Raw genomic sequence first — 21,638 nt, 5'->3', positions numbered from 1 at the left:
GTTGTTTATTAAATAAGCACTTCTCAGAATCATGCTGCGCCGCACACTCTGGCGGCGCTTTTCTAAGCCGCTGAATCGGATTGGTTATTCCATTTTCAGCAGAAATGTAAAATTTCGTCTATTTTGCAGCCGCCTGAATGAGCGCCTCACAGGGTGTGAATCGTTCGCCATGCTGCTGCGCAAGCCGGGTTAATCTGTTGACCACGTCCGCCGCGCCCAGTTTGTCCATGTAGTGGAATGGGCCGCCTAAGAAAGGCGGAAAGCCGATGCCAAACACCGCACCGATATCCCCATCGCGGGCGCAGCGAACCACCTGCTCATCAAGACAGCGAGCCGCTTCGTTCAGCATCATCATCACGCAGCGTTCAGCAATCTGCGCTTCACTCTGCCTGGCCTGCGGCGAGACTTTCAGCAACGTATACAGCGAAGCGTCCGGTTTTTTACGCTGCCAGCGCGGCTGGTCATAGCGATAAAAGCCTTTGCTGTTTTTACGTCCCTTGCGGCCATCTTTCAGCACCGCATCAAAAGCGGCTGGCGCGGCAAAGCGTTCACCATAAGCCTGATACAGGATGGGGCTGATTTTGCTGCCAACGTCGATACCGACCTCATCCAGCAGCTGAATCGGGCCGACCGGGAAACCAAACTTCACCAGCGCCCGATCAATATGGTCAATCGGTTCGCCCTCCAGCAGGCAGCGCATCGCTTCATTTATATAGGGCGTCAGGATGCGGTTAACATAGAAGCCAGGCTTGTCCGCCACCACAATCGGGGTTTTACCCTGGTTGCGCGCCAGCGCCACAATCGTCACCAGCGTCGCGGTAGAGGTATTCAGATGAGGAATCACCTCCACCAGCGGCATTTTCTCTACCGGACTGAAATAGTGCAGCCCGATGACGTTCTCAGGACGCTGGGCGCCGGCGGCGATCGCCTCAATCGGCAGCGAAGAGGTATTTGAGGCAAACAGCGTATGCGGCTGACAGTGTGCCTCCACTTCGCTGACCATCTGCTGCTTCAGGGCTAAATCTTCGAATACGGCTTCAATTACCACGTCGCGCTGTGAGAAGCCCTGATAATCGATGCCGCCCGTGATACGTGCCATCTGCTGCTGACGCTGTGCCGGAGTGAGCTGGCGGCGTTTAACCTTTTTGCTCAGCAGTTCCCAGCTGGTTTTCAGCGCATGGTTCACCCCTTCCAGGCTGATATCTTTAATGCGTACCGGCAACCCGGCATTGATTGCGGTGACGCTGGCGATGCCGCCGCCCATCAGGCCGCCGCCGAGGATACCAACACGCTTAACGGTGCCGGGTTCCGCTTCACCGCCCCGCTCCTTTTTCATGGCCGTAGTCGCGAAAAAGATCCCGCGCAGCGCAACAGATTCTGGCGTCATCGCCAGCTCACCAAAAGCGCGTGCTTCAGCCTCATGTCCGGCCCGACTGCCCTGCTCCAGCCCGATGCGTACCACCTCAATAATGCGTTTTGCTGCCGGATAGTTACCCTGCGTTTTGGCTGCGGTCTGTCGGGTCGCCAGCGCAAACAGCGCCTGACGGCCAACCGGACCATGCAGCAGACGATCGCGCAGCGGCAGCGTTCGTCCACTAACCTTGCCCTTTTTCACCCGGGCGATGGCGGTCTCCAGCAGAATCGCCTGCGGCACCGCGTCATCGACAACGCCCAGCTTACGGGCCTGTTTCGCCCGCAGAGCTTTGCCGGTCAGAATCAGTGGCAGCGCCTGCTGCACGCCGATTAAGCGTGGCAGCCGCTGAGTGCCGCCAGAGCCTGGCAGTAAGCCGAGTTGCACTTCCGGCAAACCGAGGCGGGTTTTATCATCCAGCGAGCAGATACGGGCATCACAGGCCAGCGCCAGTTCCAGCCCGCCACCGAGGCAGGCGCCGTGGATTGCCGCGACCACCGGGAACGGCAGCGCGTCGAGCGCAGCCATTACTTCCTGGCCCTGTTTTGCCAGCGTTTCGGCTTCCTGCGCGCTCTTACAGCGGTCAATCATGCTGATGTCTGCGCCCGCGATGAAGTTGTCCGCTTTGCCGGAAATCAGCACCAGGCCAGCCAGTTGCGGATCGCGTCGCGCTTCCGCAATGATGGCGGTGATCTGCCCGGCAAATTCCGCTTTCAGAGTGTTCATCTTCTCACCAGGGACATCGATCGTAATGATGCCGACGTGATCCAGTCGCATCTTCAGATGAAACGCATTCTGCTCCATTATTCGGCCTCCAGAATCATTGCCGCACCCAGGCCGCCTGCCGCGCAGGCCGTGACCAGTCCTAACCCGCCACCGCGACGGCGTAATTCATTCAGCGTCTGGGTGATCATGCGCGCACCCGTGGCGGCAAAAGGATGACCATAGGCGATCGATCCGCCCAGCACGTTAAAGCGCTCTTCATTCACTTCGCCTAGCGCATGTGGCCGATTCAGCACCTCACGGGCAAAGCGCTCGTCGCGAAACATGTGCAGGTTGCTCAGCGTCTGGGCAGCAAAAGCTTCATGCATATCGATCAGCGTCAGATCGGCCAGGGTTATGCCGGCGCGATCCAGTGCCAGTGGTGAAGCGTACGCCGGGCCCAGCAGCATATCCTGCTGCACACCAATGGCGGTAAAGGCGTAGCTGCGCAGATAGCCCAGCGGCCTGATGCCCAGTTCGCGGGCGCGGCCCTCGCGCATCAGAATCACTGCCGCCGCGCCGTCGGTGAGAGGCGTGCTGTTGGCCGCGGTGACGCTGCCGTGCTGGCGATCAAATGCCGGACGCAGTCGGGCGTAATCCTCCGCTTTGGCATTCATCCGCACGTTATTGTCCTGATCGATGGCGCTTTTCCACGGCGGCACAAAGGCTGCCATGACTTCCTGATTCAGTACCCCGGATTGCCAGGCCCTGGCGGCATGCTGATGGGATCGCAGCGCCAGCGCATCCTGTGCTTCGCGAGTAATGCCGTGACTCTTAGCCATCTGCTCCGCAGTGTCGCCCATGCGCAGGCCGGTCGAATACTCCGCCACTGCGGGCGGGACCGGCAGCAGATCACGCGGACGCAGACGCCGCAGGATGTGCAGTTTTTGACCGAAGCTGCGGGCTTTATTGAGATCCACCAGCGCGCGGGCCAGCGTTTTACTGACCCCAATCGGCAACACCGACGAAGAGTCTGCGCCACCGGCAATACCGGCAGAGATGGTGCCCGCCAGCAGACTTTCTGCCACATTCGCTACCGCCTGAAAGCTGGTGGCGCAGGCACGGCTGACGCTGTAGGCGTCGGTATTCACACTCAGCCCGCTGCTTAATACAATTTCACGCGCAATGTTCGGCGCTTCCGGCATCTGCACCACCTGCCCAAAGACCAGTTGCTCGATCACCTCAGCCGGCAGTTCACTGCGCGCCATTAATTCGCTGACCACCATACGTCCCAGCTCAATGGCGGGAATGCCATGGAAGCCGGTCGCCTGGCGTAAGAAAGGGGTGCGTAATCCGTGGGTTATTGCGATGCGTTCACCATCACGCGTCAGCAGCGGCTGCGCTTTGCTCATTGTTCTCACCTGTGGCTGGGACTGTGGCATCATTGCCTGAAGAGGTCTGACCTGATCAGTGTTAACCACAAGCGGGTGAGCCGCCAATATCGGAAGGGAAAAAGTGCGAAGGGAAACACGAAAATGAAAAACGCCGCAGTGACGCGGCGTAATGGGACTTAACGCAAACCGAGTTGAAAAATCATGGTTTCAGCCTGGCAGCTGAAGGTGAAATCGATATCCAGCTGCACTCCCTGATCCACTTCGCTGAAGCGCGATTCAATCAGACAGGGTTCTGATTCAACCTCGCGGGCACGTTCGGTCAGTTGCGCTAATTTCGCTTCCGCATCGGCACGCTGAGCAAACCATTCTGACCAGCTGGCGGTGCAATCGGTGTTATCCATTACCGTGCCGACATCAACACAACAACAGGCTGCGGTTTCGGTCGCACTGCATTTTTTAATGGCATCAGTCATTTCATTCTCCAGACCAGCAATTGCATAGGTTGAGCGATTTTATGGACGAAATCTTACCTGCTCGCTGAAAGATGCGCCACGCACCTGTTGCTAAGTGACGAATATCACAATAAAAATTGATCCAGAACAAACTGGAATGGTTATGCTGTCCAGGATCAGGGGCTTTTTGTTATGCAGATCGAATTTTAAGCGATCAAACCTGAAATATTTTAAAAACAATATTGCAACATGCACACAGGTCGGACCTATACTCTCCGCACTGGTCTGATATGTGCGCTTTACATCAGTCCCTACAATCCGCCGTCCTTTGTTACGCGACGTTATAGCGTTAAATAATAATTCACATGAGGTTGTGGTCATGAACCATAAAAACCTGTTTGCAAAGTCAGCCGTGGCGGCTGCAGTGGCGCTTGTCTCTTCCCACGTTTACGCTGCTGGGTTTCAGTTAAATGAATTCTCTTCGATTGGTTTAGGTCGCGCATATTCAGGCGAAGGGGCAATGGGTGATACCGCGGCGTCTGCCAGCCGTAACCCGGCGACAATGGCGTTAATGGATCGCCCGGAATTTTCTATCGGGGCTGTCTATATTGCGCCGGATGTAAATATCAGTGGTCGCAGTCCCAGTGGCCGCAGCCTGGATGCGAATAATATTGCCCCTAATCAGTGGGTACCCAATATTCATTACGTCCAGCCCATCAACGATCAGTGGTGGATTGGCGCATCTGCAACCTCAAACTACGGCTTAGCAACAGAGTTTAATAATGGCTACACCGCTGGCGGTTACGGCGGTAAAACTGACCTGATGACCGGCAATTTAAATCTCAGCACCGCTTATCGGTTTAATGAACATTTTAGTGCAGGCATCGGTTTTGATGCGGTTTACGCTAAAGCCAAAATTGAGCGTTATGCCGGTGAGTCAGGCGCGCGTCTGGGGGTTCCGGCTGATACGCAGGTTGCCCATCTGAAAGGCGATGAGTGGGGCTACGGCTGGAATGCTGGCATCCTGTATGAAGTGGATGAAAATAACCGCTTCGGCTTTACCTATCGTTCAGAAGTGAAAGTTGATTTTGATGGCGATTACAAAAGTAATCTCTCATCCCGGCTGAATGCGGTGAATAATCCGGAAGTGTCAGGCGTACCTTTTGGCACCAACGGCACCACCGTTCCAGGCGCGTTAACGCTGAATCTGCCAGAGATGTGGGAAGTGTCGGGCTGGCATAAAGTGGCACCGCAGTGGGCGGTTCACTACAGCATGGCTTACACCAGCTGGAGCCAGTTCCAGGAGCTGAAAGCCACTGGCTCTAACGGCCAGACGCTGTTCTATAAAGATGAAAGCTTCCACGATGCCTACCGCATTGCACTGGGTACGACCTATTCCTACGACAAGAACTGGACGTTCCGTACCGGTATTGCGTTTGATGACAGCCCGGTTCCGGCCGATAAGCGCTCTATCTCCATCCCTGACCAGGATCGTTTATGGCTGAGTGCCGGTACATCCTATGCCTTTAACGATGATGCCTCGGTGGATTTAGGCATCTCTTATATGCACGGACAGAAAGTGACGGTGAAAGAAGGTCCTTATACCTTTACCTCTGAAGGCAAGGCCTGGCTCTACGGCGCGAACTTTAACTATAAGTTCTGACCGGATGTTACGATCAAAAAGGGCGACTCTGGTGAGTCGCCCTTTTTCGTGGCCGTGGATCGCTTAATGGCTCAGGGAGCATACGCCCTGCGCAAAGAGGCAAAAACCGCCATCTCTGGCGGCTCAGCACGGGCGATTACTCGGCGTCAATATCCTTCAGGTCATCCTGAATCGCGGCTGCGTTAGGATTATCTTCCGGCTTGAGCTTGCCGCCGCGCGCCAGGAAGTCGTGACGCTGGAAGTAAGCGTTACGGATGAAGGCGTACGGATCGCTCTGCTGTTTCAGGATTGCATCAGAGTCCAGCAGCTGCGCGCGGGTCTCAATCCCTTCAAGCGTCCATTTACCAATCGACATTGGCCAGGTCAGCCAGCCAAGGATCGGATAAAGCGTATCAACATAGTCGCCGCCATCCTGACGCACCGTGAAGCTGCCGTAAGCAGGCAACTCAACGTAAGGCCCGTAGCCGACACCATAGTGACCGAGCGTGGTACCGAATCGGTGCGGCTCTTCACGCGCCAGTTCCGGATTCGCTTTACCGGCAACGTCAATGAAGCCGCCCAGTCCCAGCACGCTGTTCAGGAAGAAACGGGTGAAGTGAATACCCGCATCACGTCCGTTACCGATCAGGATGGCGTTGACCATGCTGGCAGGTTCTTCCAGGTTGCCGAGGAAATTGCTCAGGCCGGTACGTGCCGGCACCGGCACATAATCACGCCAGGCCACAGCGACCGGACGCAATACATACGGATCCAGCACGTTGTAGTTAAAGTTAAACATCGTGCGGTTAAAGCCTTCGAACGGATCGCTGCGCTGAGCAGGATCGCTATTCGCCGGCTTTGAACTGGCACAACCTACCAGAAGGACGCTGGCGACAGCCAGGCTGGTCAGGCGATAATTCATTCCAATCTCCCTGTGCGGATGAAAAAGGTCTACCCATCGTTCAGGTCACAGCCCGGTATCGAATCGACTTACCCGATGAGCATAGCTGACTTTGTGCCAGAGGCAGCAGGCAATGGCACGCATCATCCTGAACGCGGTCAGTTGATGCGTTCAGGGAAGCTGCTGATTAATCTCTACCGCGATCGGCTGATGCCCATCCCAGGGCGTCACTGCGCTCAGACCCAGCCAGTCACCCGGCCGGGGATTGGCGCTGCCGTCGCGGGAGATTCGCACCCGGACCTCGACCTGATGCTGCGCCGAAAGCAGGCGATCCGGCATCATGGCGTTGCTGTCATCCAGCGTCAGCGACAGCGGGAAGTGACTGAGCGGCATCCGCTTAACAGCCACCGGCACCGGTGAAGCACCGTCAGAAACCGAAATATACAACACTCCGTCCTGCGGTAACATTTTTTCTGCCTTAGGTGCCAGCGTCACGGTCAGTGCCAGTTGACGACTCTGTTGCCCGGCGGCACTTCTGGCCTTTTCGATGCTGCGGGCGATCATCGCCTGTCGCGAATCACCGGCCGGCAACAGACCCAGCAGGGTCTGCCATGCGTCGATAGCCTGATCATATTGCTGCTGTCCGTAAGCATTAAATGCCAGCAGGCTCAGCGTACGCAGGTTTTGCGGATCCGCTTTTAGCAATGCCTGCAGCAGCAGTGACGCCTGACGGTTATCCTGCGGATCGGGGGATCGCGTCAGGACTTCGGCATAATCCTGTTTTAGCGCCAGATCGTTGGGAGCAAGCTGTAGCGCATGCTCAAATGCCTGGCTGGCCGTATCGGCATTATTCAGCACCATGCCGAGCCGTCCCAGCATCGTCCAGTCAGCCAGATTATCCGGTTCCGTTTGCAACGCGGTACGCAATCCGAGCTGTAAACGCGCCAGCTCCTCCATGCTCAGCGGTTTAGCGCCAGGGTCCATCAGCCGGGCACGCAGCTCAGGATACGCCTGCTGCACTTGCTTCCAGCCCGTGAGCTGCGCCAGGCCACCGGTTTTCAGGTAAGTCCCCAGCGATATCCCAATCAGCACGATCAGCCCTGGCAGCAAAATCCAGCGACTGCTGCTGTGTGATTTCATCGTCTGTGCCGGTGGAATATCCGCCAGCAGTGTCTGCTGTAACTCCCGCTCCATCAGCGGACGCTGAGCGACGACGCCCTGATTTTCATCCTGTGCCAGCTCATCTATCCGCTGATGGTAGAAGCGCTGATTAAGGCGATCGCGATCGCCTGTGCTGGCCTGACGTTGCCGCCAGCCCGCCGCCATAAACAGCGTACAGGCCGCCAGCAGTAACAGAAAAAGGGTGATCCAAAATGCACTCATTACGGCTTCCTGTCTGACTTCAGTAGCGCATTAAGACGCTGTTGCTCATCTTCATCCAGCTCACTGCGGGTTTTTCGCTGACGGCTGCGCAGGATAATCACCGCGCCGCCCAGCAGCGCAAACAGCGCCGGACCAGCCCACAAAACCAAAGTTGAGGGCGTGACCGGTGGCGAATAGCTGACGAAGTTACCGTAACGCGCCACCATATAGTCGATGATCTGCTGGCGACTCTGGCCCTGCTTCATCAACTGATAGACTTTCAGCCGCATATCGGCGGCAATCATGGCGTTAGAGTCGGCGATGCTGTTGTTCTGGCACTTCGGACAGCGCAGTGAAGCGGTCAGATCGCGGTATTGTTCTTCCTGGGCCACCGAGTCAAATTGCAGCGTGTCGATGCTTGCCCATAGGTTAATGCTGAACAGCAGGCCGCACAGCAGTAACAGCGTTCTCATGATCCCGCCTCCGCACTGTATTTCACCCACAAGGGTTTCACTTCCTGATCCCAGACGCGCGCATTGAGATCGCCCGCGTGGCGATAACGGATGATCCCCTTACCGTCGATCAGAAAAGTTTCCGGCGCGCCATAGACGCCGAGATCCAGTCCCAGCATGCCGTTGCCATCATAGAGGCTCAACGCGTAGGGGTTGCCCAGCGTATTCAGCCAGTTAACCGCCTTGTGACGATCGTCTTTGTAGTTCAGCCCGACGACGCGAATGCCCTGCTCCGCCAGCGTATTCAGATACTGATGCTCGGCGCGACAGGTCGGACACCAGGTCGCCCAGACGTTCAGCAGTATCGGTTTGCCATCCGTCAGCACGCGCTGGTCGTAGGTTTTGCCTGGCTGATCGAGTGCTTCCAGCCGGAACAGCGGCACCGGCTTGCCGATCAGAGCGGATTCGAGACGGGTCGGATCGTCGCCATCGGCATTACGTGTCAGTTGCCACAGCAGCGCCGCCGCCAGCAACAGAAACAGCATCAGGGGAATAAACAGGATTTTCTTGTTCATGTCCGCTCCTCAATTCCCGCTTTTTTGCGCGAACGATAACGGGGATCAAACAGGCAGAACAGCCCACCCAGCGCCATCAGCGCGCCACCGAACCAGATCCAGCGGACAAAGGGTTTGTAGTAAATGCGCACGGCCCAGCCGCCATCCTCCAGCTCTTCACCCAGCGCCGCATAGAGATCGCGGCTGAAACCCCCATCAATCGCCGCTTCGGTCATCATGGTGCGGGCGGCCGTATAAAAGCGTTTCTCTGCCTGCAGCGTCGCTTCATGTTTGCCGTTGCGCGTGACATCGATGATGCCCATGCCGCCGCTGTAGTTAGGCCCCTGCAGATTCTGCACGCCGCGGAAGACAAAGTGATAGTGATGAATATCGATGCTATCACCCGCCTTCATCCGCACATCGCGTTCCACGCTGTACTGGGTGCTGAATGCAATACCGATCACCGTCACCCCTACCCCAAGATGGCCCAGTACCATGCCCCAGTGACTGCGCGACAGGTGACGTAAACCGGCAAAGAACGGATGACGGTGAGTGGCGCGCTCATGAAGTTCCAGCAGCGTCAGCACGATAATCCAGAGTGACATCAGCAGGCCAACCACGGTCATCGCCTCAATGCGATCCTGCAGCCACCAGGGAATGATGACGGAACAGGCCAGGGTCACGATAAGCGCCAGCGCCAGCCGCTTTGCCAGCTTCTGCGGCTCATCGCGACGCCAGCGCACCAGCGGTCCGATCCCCATCAGCAAAGCAAACGGCGCCATCAGCCAGCTGAACATAGTGTTGAAGAACGGCTCACCGACCGAAATGCTGCCCAGGCCCAGTTGCTTGTGCACCAGCGGCAACAATGTGCCGAGCAGAACCACCAGCATCGCGGCAATCAGCAGCACGTTATTACCCAGCAAAAACGATTCGCGCGACCAGGTTTCATTCTGCACCCGGCCACGTACCTGCCCGCCTTTAATCGCGTAGAGCAGGAGCGAACTGCCGATAACAATCACCAGAAACGCGAGGATAAACATCCCGCGTGCCGGATCCGAGGCGAAGGAATGCACCGACACCAGTACCCCGGATCGCACCAGGAACGTCCCCAGCAGGCTCAGCGAAAACGCGGTAATCGCCAGCAGCACGGTCCAGGCCTTAAAGGTGCCTCGCTTTTCCGTGACCGCCAGCGAGTGCATCAGGGCGGTGCCTGCCAGCCAAGGCATAAACGACGCATTTTCAACCGGGTCCCAGAACCACCAGCCGCCCCAGCCCAGCTCGTAATAGGCCCAGGCCGAGCCAAGGACAATACCAATCGTCAGAAAGACCCAGGCCGCCGTGGTCCAGGGACGCGACCAGCGCGCCCAGGCCGTATCCAGCCGTCCGGCCATCAGCGAGGCGATAGCAAAAGCAAACGCCACCGAAAAGCCGACATAACCCATATAGAGCAGCGGCGGATGGAAGATCAGGCCGATATCCTGCAGCATCGGATTCAGGTCGTGCCCGTCTATCGGAAAGTCCGGCAGCGTGCGGCCAAATGGATTCGAGGTCAGCAGGATAAACAGCAGGAAGCCGAGATTGATCATGCCCATGACCGCCAGCACGCGTGCCAGCGCATCCTGCGGCATACCGCGACTGAATATCGCCACCGCTAATGTCCAGGTGCTGAGCAGCAACACCCACAGCAGCAGCGATCCTTCATGCGCGCCCCAGGTGGCGGCGATGCGATAATAAACCGGCAGCAGGCTGTTAGAGTTTGTGACGACGTAGGCAACGGTAAAATCGTTGCTGATAAAGGCCCAGACCAGCAGCGCGAAAGCCGCCGCGATGCAGATAAACAGACCGCAGGCCAGCGGACGCGCCATCGCCATCAGGCGGGCATCCTGGCGCACTGCGCCCCACAGCGGATAGCTGCTCAGCAGCAGGGAGAGTCCCAGTGCCAGGCAGAGCAGAAAAGTACCAATCTCGGGCATCATGATGATTTATTTCCCGCCTGATACAGCGACTGCGGGCCGGTGTGATTACTCTTCATCGCGTCTTCAATCTCCGGCGGCGTATATTTCTCATCATGTTTCGCCAGGACTTCTTTGGCGATCACCTGGTTGCCCGCCGCCAGCACGCCCTGTGCGACGACGCCCTGCCCTTCACGGAACAGATCCGGCAGGATGCCTTCAAAACTGACGCTGACCACGCCGCGGGCATCATAAAGTTTGAACGACACGGCAAGCGTATTCGGATCGCGCCGGACGCTGCCGGGCATCACCATGCCGCCGACGCGCAGCCGCTGACCCGCTTCGGGCTTCTCGTGCGCTTCGCCTTTGCCGTAAAGGATTTCACCTGGGGTATAGAACAGATCGATGTTTGAGCGCAGCGCATACATCACCAGCGCGGTGGCCAGGCCGAGGCCGAGCAGAATCGCCACTGCCGCATAGAGGCGGTTGCGTCGACGGGTATTCACAATGTCTCTCCTGCCGCTTCAGCCGCGGCTTTTTTAGATTTCGCTGCCCGGATGCGGCGTTTCCGCGCGTCGTGCTGGCGGATCTCAGCCAGCAGGCGGCGGCGCAGCAACAGGGTATGCAGCGTCAGCCCGACAAGCGGAATCAGCGTGCAGGCAACTGCCAGCCAGACATAGAAGGCGTAGCCCCCCATCTCAAAGAAGGCGTGCCAGGAGGAAAAGGCGGGTGTCATGCCTGCTCTCCCCGCTTCGCCACATCAATCGCCCAGGGACGATGACGTTCGGTTAACAGAATCAGGTTGCGCAGCCGCATCAGGGTCAGCGTGATAAATACCAGCAGATAACCGATGATTGCCCAGCGCAGCGGTGTTCGCATCACTGGCGCAATCGCCTGCTGGAGAATGCCCGACGAGCCCTGATGCAGGGTATTCCACCACTGTACTGAAAAGTGAATGATCGGCAGATTAACTACGCCGACCAGAATGAGAACACCCGCGGCCCGCCCTGCGGTGCGGCGGTCATCAAAAGCATGCCAGAGCGCAATCACGCCCATATAGAGGAACAGCAGCACCAGCTCCGAAGTGAGGCGTGCATCCCAGATCCACCAGGTCCCCCACATCGGCTTGCCCCATGCGGATCCGGTGACCAGCGCAATAAAGGTAAAGACCGCGCCCACCGGTGCCATGGCGGCGGAAACCAGATCGGCCATTTTCATCTGCCACACCAGGCCGATAAAGGCGGCGATGGCCATCGAGGCATAAATGCCCATCGACCACATCGCGGCGGGCACATGAATGTACATGATGCGGAAACTGTCGCCCTGCTGATAGTCAGCGGGAGCAAATCCAAAGCCCCAGGCCCAGCCCAGCAGCAACGCCGCCAGCCCTGAGATGGCGAACCACGGCACCAGTCGCCCCGAAAACTGATAGAGCCGTTCGGGCCTGGCCAGCTGATGTAACGCTTTCCACATATCAAATGCTCACATTAACGATAAAAGAGTGTTGCCGCGTCTTTTACGCGCGGTTATTTCAACGGCTGTTATTGCAAAGTAATTCTTAGCGCTGCCGCCGTGGCAAACGGGGAGAGCGTGGCGCTGCCCAGCAGCATCGCGCCGAGAATCGCCAGATAGCCATTAATCGGCAACCCCTGACTGGCCGCCTCCATCGCCGCACTGGCGAAGATCAAGACCGGAATGGCCAGCGGCAGCACCAGCAGGCTAAGCAGTACGCCACCGCGCCGTAAACCCACCGTGAGACCTACACCAATCGCGCCGAGAAAACTCAGGGTTGGCGTGCCGAGCAGCAGTGTCAGGGCCATCGCCCGCCAGCCATTAAAATCCAGTGACAGCAGCAGCGCGGCCAGCGGCGACAGGATTATCAGCGGCACGCCTGTGACCAGCCAGTGCGCCACTACTTTGCCGATAACCGTTACCGGGAGCGGCGTCGGCAGCAGTACCAGTTGCTCCAGCGAACCATCGCTGAAGTCATCGCGAAACAGCCGCTCCAGCGCCAGCAGCGACGCCAGCAGCGCGGCAACCCAGGCTACGCCCGGTGCAATGCGCGCCAGCTGTTGCGGGTCAGGTCCGATGCCCAGCGGAAACAGGGTAATAACAATCAGGAAAAACCAGAGCGGATTGATCACATCAGCCCCGCTGCGAAAGGCGATGCGTAATTCACGCTGGATGAGGCGAAACAGCATCAGCCTTCCTCCCCGTCGCCGAGGCGAATTTTGCGCACCCGCGCAGCATCCGCGGGCAAATCCTGATGGGTTGTCAGGATCACTGCGCCACCGTTATCGGCATGCCGGGCGAATTTCGCCATTAATTTTTTAACACCCGCTTTGTCGATGGCGGTCAGCGGCTCGTCGAGAATCCATATGCGGGCCTGGCTGAGCCACAGACGCGCCAGCGCTACCCGACGCTGCTGGCCCGCCGATAACCGGCTAACCGGCACCTCTTCGTCGCCCGTGAGATCGACGCTTTCCAGCGCAGCAAAGATCTGCGCATCACTGCAATCAGGATGGTAGAAACGCAGATTTTCCAGCGGTGTAAGCACGCCTTTGACACCGGGATGATGGCCCAGATAGAGCATCGCCTGATGCCAGGCTTCGCGCTGCCGCAGGATTGGCCGCTGCTGCCAGCGTATTTCACCCTGTTCAGGACGGCTCAGGCCAGCCAGCAGGCGCAGGAGTGAGGTCTTACCGGCACCATTGGGACCTTCAATCTGCACAATGTCGCCTGCAGAGACGCGAAATGAGAGCTGCCGGAACAGCGCACGTTCGTCGTATGCACAAGTGAGCGTAATGATTTCCAACATCGAGGGGGGAATCGCACCAGCTAAAAGTGGCCGGGATATTACCACAATGTTGCTGTGGGCCGAAGTGTGAGCCACCGCTCAGTTTCGATGCCATGGGTTTATTCGTGCGGTATCGCCCGCAGTATGAATAAAAATGCAGTTCCGAAAAACGTTGTTACGCTTATTCGCATCAATCGTTACATTATCAGCAAATAAAAAACGGCTACGCTTATTACGCGACAGCACTATCACCAGGAGAAAATATGAAGCCTTCATCAGGTAATGAACAGGGTCCTAACGACGTCGAGAGTGAAGAGAAGGATAAGGGCACTGACATCGAAGTCGATGAGGAGGCTTTACCCTCCCGCGCCGCCGCCATCCATGAAGAGATCCGCCAGGATGGGGAGAAGGAGCTGGAGCGCGATGGTATGGCGCTGCTCTGGTCAGCCATTGCGGCGGGCTTATCCATGGGCGCCTCGCTGATGGCGAAGGGGATATTTCAGGTGCATCTGGATGGCGTACCAGGGGCGTTTCTGCTTGAAAACCTGGGTTATACCTTTGGTTTTGTTATCGTCATCATGGCGCGTCAGCAGCTGTTTACCGAAAATACCGTCACGGCAGTCCTGCCGGTGATGCACAAACCGACCTGGAGTAATGGCGCCCTGCTATTACGTTTATGGGGCATCGTCTTGCTGGGTAACCTGATCGGGACGGCACTGGGTGCGCTGGCGTTTAATGAGATGCCGATATTTGACGAAGCTACCCGTCAGGCGTTTACCAACATCAGTATGAAGGTGATGGAAAATACGCCCGGCGAGATGTTTGCCAATGCGGTGTTCTCCGGCTGGATTATCGCCACCATGGTCTGGATGTTCCCCTCGGCGGGGGGTGCCAAACTGCTGGTGATTGTGATGATGACCTGGCTGGTTGCGCTGGGTGATCTGGCGCATATCGTGGTGGGATCGGTGGAAGTGCTCTATCTGGTCTTTAATGGCAGCATCAGCTGGTATGAATTCTTCTGGCCGTTTGCCCTGCCGACGCTGCTCGGCAACATTACCGGCGGCACGCTGATTTTTGCCCTGATCAGCCACGCGCAGATCCGCAACGACATGAGCGAAGCGGCCGTGGCTAAAGCCAAGGCTGAGAAGAAGAAGCAGGAGAAACGTCGCCAGCGCGAAGAGCAGGAAAAGGCTGAGTAAATCCAGGGCAGGCAGAGCAGATTGAACCGCTCTGTCTGCCTTTCTGGTCTGTTTGCTGAAGGCGATTTGCCAGGCGGGCGTCTGAAAAACGTTTACTGGAAGTGGCTGCTGTAAAGAGGGAGTGAAGATTTAAGAGTCGGGGTGCCGCTTCAGTCTGGATGACATCCCGGACTTCAGTACAGCTGTTTCCGCTTTCTGCACGTAACGTTAGCGCGTGCAGAAAACCGGAATTGCTGGCGGAATGAGCAAACGGACGGCGACGTAGTGAATCTCACGGCCTGTTTGCGCTATACTGCGCGCCGCTGTCCTCTTAGTTAAATGGATATAACGAGCCCCTCCTAAGGGCTAGTTGCAGGTTCGATTCCTGCAGGGGACACCAAATGTTAGCCTACCAAAGTATTTCAAAGTCTAGTCAACTCTTAAACTTCAAACACTTACCTCTCGTTAATAGACCATTAACGTTTACCGCTGTATTTCAAAATCCACTCTGTTTAGTTGGTACATATGTTGGTATGTTAAGTTCGATATTGCAGATACCATCATCTGAGGGTTTTTAGTATGGCGCTCACAGAGTTAAAAGTAAGAAATACAAAGCCTTCTGATAAACCTGTCAAATTGACAGACGGTAATGGTATGCATCTTTTGATCACCACAAATGGTTCCAAATACTGGCGTTTCCAGTATCGCTTCGCTGGCAAACAGAAAATTCTCGCACTGGGTGTTTATCCAGAGGTTTCATTGTCAGAAGCCAGACGAAGAAGAGATGAAGCCCGTCAGCTCGTTGCAAACCATGTAGACCCAAGTGAAAAGCGAAAAGCGCAAAAGATTGAGAGCAAAGGCTTGCTAACATTTGAGCAAGTTGCCAGAGAATGGCATACCAGTAACAGAACCTGGTCAGACAGTCATAGAACTACCGTATTGAACAGCCTTGTTTCCCATGTGTTCCCTGTCATCGGCAAACGCAATATGAGGGAGCTAAAAACTCGTGATTTATTGGTTCCTTTGAAAAAAGCAGAAGCTTCTGGACACCATGAACTGGCTTCCCGCTTACAACAGCGCATTACGGCGGTAATGAGATATGCCGTTCACAATGCTTTGATTGAACAGAATCCTGCAAACGACCTAGCTGGTGCTGTTGTTTCCACTAAAAGTGTTCATCGCCCTGCCCTTTCTCTGGAACGATTGCCACAGCTTATGAATCGTTTAGAAGCGTATAAAGGAAAAAGTATTACTCAAATTGCAGTGCAGTTAACACTCCTGACCTTTGTCCGTTCGAGTGAACTGCGATTTGCTCGCTGGTCAGAAGTCGATCTCAAAAATTCACTGTGGACTATCCCCGGAAAGCGAAAACCTATGAACGGGATAAAATATTCTGCAAGAGGGGCAAAAATGAAAACGCCTCATTTGGTTCCATTAAGCTCACAAGCCAAAGCACTTATGGAAGAGCTTCATACGATCAGTGGTAACAAAGAACTTATTTTCATTGGTTTTACCGGGGACGACAAACCTATCAGTGAAAACACTGTCAACAAAGCACTCAGGACGATGGGCTACGATACGAAAGTAGAAGTCTGCGGGCATGGTTTCAGGACTATGGCATGTAGTGCCTTAATCGAATCGGGATTATGGTCGAGAGATGCTGTGGAAAGACAAATGAGCCACCAGGAACGCAACAGTGTCCGGGCTGCTTACATACATAAAGCGGAGCATTTGGAAGAACGAAGACTCATGTTGCAATGGTGGGCTGATTATCTCGAGGCATGTAAAGAAAGAGCACTAAAGCCTTATACCTTCTATAAAACGCCATGAACCCATTTTTATTATTCACAAAAGGATTAACATCTACTAATTAATTGATTTTTAAATGCAATTTATGACCCGTCTCCAATTATGGTCTCTTCTTAATTACTGTCTATCTAAACAGTAAATATGTAAGGGCATTTTCAGTCCAATATCATAACCGTTGGCTATTCATCCAACCCGTAACTCAAAATCATCCAAAAGGTAACGAGAACCATTTGTATTTGCAACTTCTTCAAGTTCAAAAGAGTAGTCGTGTTTTTGACCAGATATAACATTGATTAACATCTTACGATTTTTATATCTTTCCCCAATTTTTACTAAGCGCAAAGGCTTGACTTAAGAAAACTCATGCGAATATACACACATAGCATTGATTTAAAACAATAAAACAACAACATAGAGTAAAAACTTATCGATTCTATAAGCACATTTTTAATACCAAATTTCTTAAAATAATTGCATTTAAAATAGACTTTGTGTAAATTTTCTTATGTTTCTCACGTTTCATATCAAGCTTTTTAGATTAAATTTAACGCACCCCCTAAGAAAAGCCTTAAAGATCATATAAAAAATACTGAATCGATGTTGTTAAATAGTAAAAATCAATTAATAAACTACAGCAAGATACAAAGCGATTTGACAGGTAAATATAATGAAAACAAAAAGTAATTTTAAAGCCAATTCCCATCTACTTAAACTTCTGGGAGATGAACTGATTGGTGATGACAGATTAGCAGTATTCGAACTAGTAAAAAATGCTTACGATGCTGATGCTGAAAGCGTTAGTGTTGAGTTGAATCTTAACGGGGACGATTCTGAGATAGTTGTACATGACATCAATGGTACAGGAATGAGTAAAGATGATTTCATCACAAAATGGATGGAGATAGGCACTAAAAGCAAAAGAGATGAAAACAGAATAAGAACTTCTAAATTCAAGAGGCTACCATTAGGTGAAAAGGGTGTTGGTCGGTTAGCAGTCCATAAATTAGGAACTCGCTTAAAAATAAATTCTAAGTCTGCTAACACAAAAGAAATTGAAATTCATATTGACTGGTCGAATTTACTTGGATCTTCACAATACATTGAGGATACTTTTGTGGACATCGAAGAACTTAGTGTCTCAAAGTATTTTAATGAAGAACAAACTGGTACAAGAATAGTAATTAGCAATTTAAATAATAAAAACTGGAGTCGTGGTGATATTAGAAGGTTGAAAAGAATGTTAACAAGCCTAATTTCACCATTTAAAAAGAATTCGGACTTCAAAATTAACTTCAGCATTCCAGGGAGAGAGAAAGACTTAGAAGGAATGCCTGAAGCTGAAGATATTCTTAACTCAGCAATATGGAAGTTTGATTTTGAAATTAACGATAAAGGTGAACTAACTTACCAAATCACATTTAATCCCCCGAAAACAATTAAAGGATTAATGGAGCATAAGGCTGGTGAAAAAAATGTGCATCTTGAACTTATAACACCTACCAAAGGAGAATTGCTTAGTAGAGATGAAAAATTGAGAGAAAATCTTCTCCTCAAGCCACAAGATTTGGAGGGTATTGGTCAAATTAATGGCATTATTTATGTTTTTTTACAACAACAAGAGATTCTTAATGCATTAGGTAATGCTCAAATCATTAAAAATTATTTAAAAGAACAATCTGGCATCAGAGTTTACAGAGATGGTGTTCGTGTATTCAATTACGGTGAACCCTATGATGATTGGCTCGGATTAAATACAGGTAGAATTAATAGACCAGGTAAAAAAATTCATAATGGTATGGTAATAGGTTCTTTAGATTTGAATCTTGAACTAAGTTATGGTTTAAAAGAAAAAACCAACCGAGAAGGCTTTGACGATAACAATAAATATCGTATCTTCAAATGGATTATATCAAGTGTTGTAGAGAAGTTTCATTTGCTTCATGCTGAGCAACGTGATTCTATAACTCAGGTAATCAAAGGTAATAAAAAAGATGAAAACTTGCCCCGTAACAGATTTGAAGATAATGTTAGTGATCTTAGGCAGACCATAAAAAAACATGGTCTTGAGAAGGAAATGTCTGGAAAACTTACTTTAATAGAGCAAGAGTTTCTTCAGATGAGAGAAGTTACTATTAATTCAGGTATAGCAGGAATCAACCTTGCTGTTATCTTTCATGAAGTCGAACGTGGTGTTGATGAATTAAATGAGTCTATAAAACGATCTGATAATTATGATCTCATTATTAAAAGAGCAGAGCATTTATCTAAATTACTTGAAGGATTTGCACCTCTTTTAAAAAGAAATGAACAAAAAACATTTTCCATTAAATCTTTAATTTTAAAAATAAAAGACTTATCGCAACATAGATTTGAACATCATAATGTTATTTTTTCATGCCCGCTATTTGATGATCTTGAGCAGGATTTCAAAATCAAAGCACCTGTAGGTTTAATACAAGCAGCTATAAATAATATTTTAGATAATGCTATTCATTGGACTCGTATTAAATATGAAACATCTGTCGAGAAAAACTACAAACCTGCAATTCGTATTCAAGGGTTACCCAAATACTTTCCTGAAGGCCCGGCTATTGCTATCCTTGACAACGGATATGGATTTAATATTCCAGTAAATGAGGCAGTAAAACCTTTCAAAACAACTAGACCTGGCGGAATGGGGTTAGGTCTTTATTATGTTGAACAAGTGATGGAAGCTATAAATGGTAAGTTAATAATATGTAAGTCGGAAGATCTCGACTTATCCGAAGCTTATACTGGCGCAGCTTTAGTCTTAGTTTTTCGTAAAGAGAATTAATAAAATGATTAAATTACCAAGCGTTCTTATTATCGATGACATTCTTGATGAATTAAATGTTATAAGAGATTCTTTTGCTAAAATCGGATTACCATGCCTACCGATTCAATATTCAAACGATCTTGATAATGCAAGCGGTATTGATCATGCGAATCTTGAAAAAATAACCCCACGAATTATTATTACAGATTTAAACTTAACGGAGCTTACTACAATTAATGCTGCTAATTTAGCAGGACCCATATTAAAATTAATAAATAAAATAGATATTCAAGGTCCTTACTTACTCTATTTCTGGTCTAAAAACTCGGCTACAGTTCAAGAGGTTAAAAATATTATTGAACAGCGAATTTCAAACAAAAATTTACTTCCTCTTTCAATGGGGATTTTAGACAAAGCTGACTTGTTGCATGACCATAGCAAATTGGAACTAGCATTAGATAAAATCATAAGCGAAAATCCTTTATTTGAATCCATTTTTAATTGGGAGTGCAGAATTAATAGTGCAGCTCAAAATACAATAAATTCATTATATAAATTAACAAGCCCTGATAGCCAGACGAATCCTGAAGATTATGTAAAAATCCATTCTGAAAAAATAATGAATGTCTTGGCTTTAATTGCAAATGAAACATTAGGTCATCAAAATGCTGCTCAATACCCCTCCAAATCAGTAGATTTGGGGCTTCTACCAGTTTTAAGTGACAGCCTCCAGAATATAGAAAGTGGCACTTGGAATAGATCAATTACTAAGATTGGTGAAAAGACAAACGTTGATGATGAAATGAAGGCAAAACTAAATTCATTTTATCACATAGAAATAACTCAAGATGCTCACTCGAAAAGCCAAAGAGGTGTTTTTTTACCTATTAATGAAAATTATGCATCTAACAAAGAAAATATAGATAAAATGTGTTCGAAATTAGGTGTGGAAAATTTTAATGAAATATTAGCAAGCGAATTCATTAACTTTGAAAGAATTGGAAATCAGGATATTTTAAAAAATTTAAAAATTGGTTTCGTTGAGCTTTCGGCAGAATGTGATCATGCACAAAAGAAGATTAAACTTCATAGATATGTTATATCAGCATTGATCCCAGAAATCTTATCAGAGCATTGTAAATTTGGACGTCGTATAACTAAACATGATGGAATTTATAGATTGCCAACATTTGAATTTAATGGAAGTAAATTCTTCTTAATGTTATCGTTTAAATATCAAATAGGGACCAAAGACATCTTTTTGATTAACTCAGAAAATATTGAGCATAAATGGTTTGGAAACCCTCTCTTTAGATTAAGAGACCAGATCTTATCTGATATTTCTTTTAAATGCTCACAATATTCTTCTAGACCGGGAATAGTAAGCTTTTAGTAATTTAAAAACACACTAATTTTTATCTAGAATAACTACGAGTAAAAAATGAAAACACGTGAAAAATTTAAAAAAATTATAGAAAAAACTTTACGCATCAAAGCGGTAAGTTACTGCTTGAAATTCCTCACCAATAAGAAAGGGATACTTTTTACTTTTTCCTCATATTTAGCAGTTATTTTAGCAATGGCTATAATATCTCCGTATTATTACATGTTCGCATTTCTACCTTTACTTTTTTCAATTGTAATTTATGTAAAAACTCCGCAAAAAAACGAAAAATTCCTTAAAGATATTAATGACACCACACTTTATATATTCGCTTCCTGTAAAGTTTTCTCTCTTGCAGTACAAAGCACCGATGAAAGATGGATGAAGGATTTACTCAATAACTTTGAAAATACAAATTTTGTCATTTTATCATGGCTTATAATCATTATGTGCACTTATTTAAAAACAATCATATGCGGACATGATAGTTATCGTTTCATAAAAAAAATAAAAGATGATAATAAATCAAATAATGATGGCACCGATGATGTCAATAAAATGAATCCAGAAGTTGTTAATGAAATTAATAAAGAAATCGCCAATAAACCGAATCCAGATACTGTTGATGGATTGAATAAAGAGGTTAATCCTACTGCTAAGATTTACATTCCCGATCCCAATAAAAAATAAAGCAAAGCATGATTGTATCAATTGTAAATCCAAATATGCTTGGATAAAAAACCAGAAAAATCGTAAAAAAATAAGTAAATATTAAAAGCAAACGCACAAGGTAATTGTTAAAATTCATCATATTTATCCTTATCATTCAAATAATTTTTATAACCTTAATT

General features: G+C 50.3%; 19 protein-coding genes and 1 tRNA gene. 7 read left to right on the top strand and 13 right to left on the bottom strand.

The genetic code is table 11. The features are described from left to right. Positions 1-118: 118 nt before the first annotated feature. The 3 genes from fadJ to ACK13D_RS12425 all read right to left on the bottom strand — a co-directional run bounded on the left by fadJ (position 119) and on the right by ACK13D_RS12425 (position 3,980). Positions 119-2,215: a fatty acid oxidation complex subunit alpha FadJ gene (gene fadJ / locus ACK13D_RS12435; protein ID WP_418796498.1), complete on the bottom strand. Its 2,097-nt coding sequence runs from the start codon at positions 2,213-2,215 to the stop codon at positions 119-121. Then, the gene (gene fadI / locus ACK13D_RS12430; protein ID WP_179256723.1) at positions 2,215-3,525 is read right to left on the bottom strand and encodes an acetyl-CoA C-acyltransferase FadI; all 1,311 of its coding nucleotides are present in this window, start codon (positions 3,523-3,525) and stop codon (positions 2,215-2,217) included. The genes fadJ and fadI overlap by 1 nt, the downstream gene beginning before the upstream one ends. 158 nt (positions 3,526-3,683) lie before the next feature. Continuing rightward, the gene (locus ACK13D_RS12425) at positions 3,684-3,980 is read right to left on the bottom strand and encodes a YfcZ/YiiS family protein (RefSeq protein ID WP_010671435.1); all 297 of its coding nucleotides are present in this window, start codon (positions 3,978-3,980) and stop codon (positions 3,684-3,686) included. A 358-nt stretch (positions 3,981-4,338) separates the two neighbouring features. Between ACK13D_RS12425 and fadL the strand changes: the two genes are divergently transcribed. After that, complete coding sequence (gene fadL, locus ACK13D_RS12420; RefSeq protein WP_010671434.1) at positions 4,339-5,622, top strand: long-chain fatty acid transporter FadL; 1,284 nt, start codon at positions 4,339-4,341, stop codon at positions 5,620-5,622. A gap of 136 nt (positions 5,623-5,758) precedes the next feature. Here the strand turns inward: fadL and mlaA are convergent, their stop codons facing one another. The 10 genes from mlaA to ccmA form a co-directional block, all read right to left on the bottom strand. Continuing rightward, positions 5,759-6,523, bottom strand: coding sequence for a phospholipid-binding lipoprotein MlaA (gene mlaA / locus ACK13D_RS12415; protein WP_010257927.1), 765 nt, complete (start codon positions 6,521-6,523; stop codon positions 5,759-5,761). A gap of 150 nt (positions 6,524-6,673) precedes the next feature. Further along, positions 6,674-7,885 carry a c-type cytochrome biogenesis protein CcmI gene (gene ccmI, locus ACK13D_RS12410; protein ID WP_418796496.1) on the bottom strand — a complete coding sequence of 404 codons (1,212 nt, stop codon included), beginning with the start codon at positions 7,883-7,885 and terminating at the stop codon, positions 6,674-6,676. Next, positions 7,885-8,337, bottom strand: coding sequence for a cytochrome c-type biogenesis protein (locus ACK13D_RS12405; protein WP_022625093.1), 453 nt, complete (start codon positions 8,335-8,337; stop codon positions 7,885-7,887). Before ACK13D_RS12405 ends, ccmI begins: the two co-directional genes overlap by 1 nt. Beyond that, on the bottom strand, positions 8,334-8,891 hold the full coding sequence (locus ACK13D_RS12400; protein ID WP_010257920.1) for a DsbE family thiol:disulfide interchange protein: 558 nt from the start codon (positions 8,889-8,891) through the stop codon (positions 8,334-8,336). The genes ACK13D_RS12405 and ACK13D_RS12400 overlap by 4 nt, the downstream gene beginning before the upstream one ends. Continuing rightward, positions 8,888-10,846 (bottom strand): heme lyase CcmF/NrfE family subunit, encoded by a 1,959-nt coding sequence (locus ACK13D_RS12395; RefSeq protein WP_010257919.1) that lies wholly within the window; start codon positions 10,844-10,846, stop codon positions 8,888-8,890. Before ACK13D_RS12395 ends, ACK13D_RS12400 begins: the two co-directional genes overlap by 4 nt. Beyond that, positions 10,843-11,328, bottom strand: a complete 486-nt coding sequence (gene ccmE, locus ACK13D_RS12390) for a cytochrome c maturation protein CcmE (protein WP_010671430.1) — start codon at positions 11,326-11,328, stop codon at positions 10,843-10,845. The genes ACK13D_RS12395 and ccmE overlap by 4 nt, the downstream gene beginning before the upstream one ends. Beyond that, positions 11,325-11,558 (bottom strand): heme exporter protein CcmD, encoded by a 234-nt coding sequence (ccmD, locus tag ACK13D_RS12385; RefSeq protein ID WP_122457990.1) that lies wholly within the window; start codon positions 11,556-11,558, stop codon positions 11,325-11,327. The genes ccmE and ccmD overlap by 4 nt, the downstream gene beginning before the upstream one ends. Then, positions 11,555-12,295 (bottom strand): heme ABC transporter permease, encoded by a 741-nt coding sequence (locus ACK13D_RS12380; RefSeq protein WP_010257913.1) that lies wholly within the window; start codon positions 12,293-12,295, stop codon positions 11,555-11,557. The genes ccmD and ACK13D_RS12380 overlap by 4 nt, the downstream gene beginning before the upstream one ends. 68 nt (positions 12,296-12,363) lie before the next feature. Then, positions 12,364-13,023, bottom strand: coding sequence for a heme exporter protein CcmB (ccmB, locus tag ACK13D_RS12375; RefSeq protein WP_010257910.1), 660 nt, complete (start codon positions 13,021-13,023; stop codon positions 12,364-12,366). Further along, positions 13,023-13,640, bottom strand: coding sequence for a cytochrome c biogenesis heme-transporting ATPase CcmA (gene ccmA, locus ACK13D_RS12370; RefSeq protein ID WP_033767505.1), 618 nt, complete (start codon positions 13,638-13,640; stop codon positions 13,023-13,025). The genes ccmB and ccmA overlap by 1 nt, the downstream gene beginning before the upstream one ends. A 242-nt stretch (positions 13,641-13,882) precedes the next feature. On the opposite strand from ccmA, the gene ACK13D_RS12365 reads away from it, so the two are divergent. From ACK13D_RS12365 to ACK13D_RS12340, 6 genes are all read left to right on the top strand, one after another. Continuing rightward, on the top strand, positions 13,883-14,818 hold the full coding sequence (locus ACK13D_RS12365) for a formate/nitrite transporter family protein (protein WP_418796492.1): 936 nt from the start codon (positions 13,883-13,885) through the stop codon (positions 14,816-14,818). A gap of 304 nt (positions 14,819-15,122) precedes the next feature. Beyond that, a tRNA-Arg gene (locus tag ACK13D_RS12360) sits at positions 15,123-15,197 on the top strand. Positions 15,198-15,376: 179 nt separating this feature from the next. Next, positions 15,377-16,627 carry a tyrosine-type recombinase/integrase gene (locus tag ACK13D_RS12355; protein WP_418796491.1) on the top strand — a complete coding sequence of 417 codons (1,251 nt, stop codon included), beginning with the start codon at positions 15,377-15,379 and terminating at the stop codon, positions 16,625-16,627. Between the two features lie 646 nt (positions 16,628-17,273). Then, complete coding sequence (locus tag ACK13D_RS12350) at positions 17,274-19,421, top strand: ATP-binding protein (protein ID WP_238493710.1); 2,148 nt, start codon at positions 17,274-17,276, stop codon at positions 19,419-19,421. 4 nt (positions 19,422-19,425) lie between these two features. Continuing rightward, positions 19,426-20,796 carry a hypothetical protein gene (locus ACK13D_RS12345; RefSeq protein WP_418796489.1) on the top strand — a complete coding sequence of 457 codons (1,371 nt, stop codon included), beginning with the start codon at positions 19,426-19,428 and terminating at the stop codon, positions 20,794-20,796. Positions 20,797-20,844: 48 nt separating this feature from the next. Next, positions 20,845-21,477, top strand: a complete 633-nt coding sequence (locus ACK13D_RS12340; RefSeq protein ID WP_418796488.1) for a hypothetical protein — start codon at positions 20,845-20,847, stop codon at positions 21,475-21,477. The last annotated feature ends 161 nt before the right edge of the window (positions 21,478-21,638 follow it).

Origin of the sequence: Pantoea sp. K16 (genome assembly GCF_048452805.1) — a bacterium.
Taxonomy (GTDB): Bacteria; Pseudomonadota; Gammaproteobacteria; order Enterobacterales; family Enterobacteriaceae; genus Pantoea; species Pantoea agglomerans.
This window is presented reverse-complemented; position numbering and strand designations above follow the sequence as displayed.

Bases quoted from the DNA above. Each gene is read 5' to 3' on its own strand.
- fadJ (WP_418796498.1), bottom strand. From the start codon at position 2,215: ATGGAGCAGAATGCGTTTCATCTGAAGATGCGACTGGATCACGTCGGC.
- fadI (WP_179256723.1), bottom strand. From the start codon at position 3,525: ATGAGCAAAGCGCAGCCGCTGCTGACGCGTGATGGTGAACGCATCGCA.
- ACK13D_RS12425 (WP_010671435.1), bottom strand. From the start codon at position 3,980: ATGACTGATGCCATTAAAAAATGCAGTGCGACCGAAACCGCAGCCTGT.
- fadL (WP_010671434.1), top strand. From the start codon at position 4,339: ATGAACCATAAAAACCTGTTTGCAAAGTCAGCCGTGGCGGCTGCAGTG.
- mlaA (WP_010257927.1), bottom strand. From the start codon at position 6,523: ATGAATTATCGCCTGACCAGCCTGGCTGTCGCCAGCGTCCTTCTGGTA.
- ccmI (WP_418796496.1), bottom strand. From the start codon at position 7,885: ATGAGTGCATTTTGGATCACCCTTTTTCTGTTACTGCTGGCGGCCTGT.
- ACK13D_RS12405 (WP_022625093.1), bottom strand. From the start codon at position 8,337: ATGAGAACGCTGTTACTGCTGTGCGGCCTGCTGTTCAGCATTAACCTA.
- ACK13D_RS12400 (WP_010257920.1), bottom strand. From the start codon at position 8,891: ATGAACAAGAAAATCCTGTTTATTCCCCTGATGCTGTTTCTGTTGCTG.
- ACK13D_RS12395 (WP_010257919.1), bottom strand. From the start codon at position 10,846: ATGATGCCCGAGATTGGTACTTTTCTGCTCTGCCTGGCACTGGGACTC.
- ccmD (WP_122457990.1), bottom strand. From the start codon at position 11,558: ATGACACCCGCCTTTTCCTCCTGGCACGCCTTCTTTGAGATGGGGGGC.
- ACK13D_RS12380 (WP_010257913.1), bottom strand. From the start codon at position 12,295: ATGTGGAAAGCGTTACATCAGCTGGCCAGGCCCGAACGGCTCTATCAG.
- ccmB (WP_010257910.1), bottom strand. From the start codon at position 13,023: ATGCTGTTTCGCCTCATCCAGCGTGAATTACGCATCGCCTTTCGCAGC.
- ccmA (WP_033767505.1), bottom strand. From the start codon at position 13,640: ATGTTGGAAATCATTACGCTCACTTGTGCATACGACGAACGTGCGCTG.
- ACK13D_RS12365 (WP_418796492.1), top strand. From the start codon at position 13,883: ATGAAGCCTTCATCAGGTAATGAACAGGGTCCTAACGACGTCGAGAGT.
- ACK13D_RS12355 (WP_418796491.1), top strand. From the start codon at position 15,377: ATGGCGCTCACAGAGTTAAAAGTAAGAAATACAAAGCCTTCTGATAAA.
- ACK13D_RS12350 (WP_238493710.1), top strand. From the start codon at position 17,274: ATGAAAACAAAAAGTAATTTTAAAGCCAATTCCCATCTACTTAAACTT.
- ACK13D_RS12345 (WP_418796489.1), top strand. From the start codon at position 19,426: ATGATTAAATTACCAAGCGTTCTTATTATCGATGACATTCTTGATGAA.
- ACK13D_RS12340 (WP_418796488.1), top strand. From the start codon at position 20,845: ATGAAAACACGTGAAAAATTTAAAAAAATTATAGAAAAAACTTTACGC.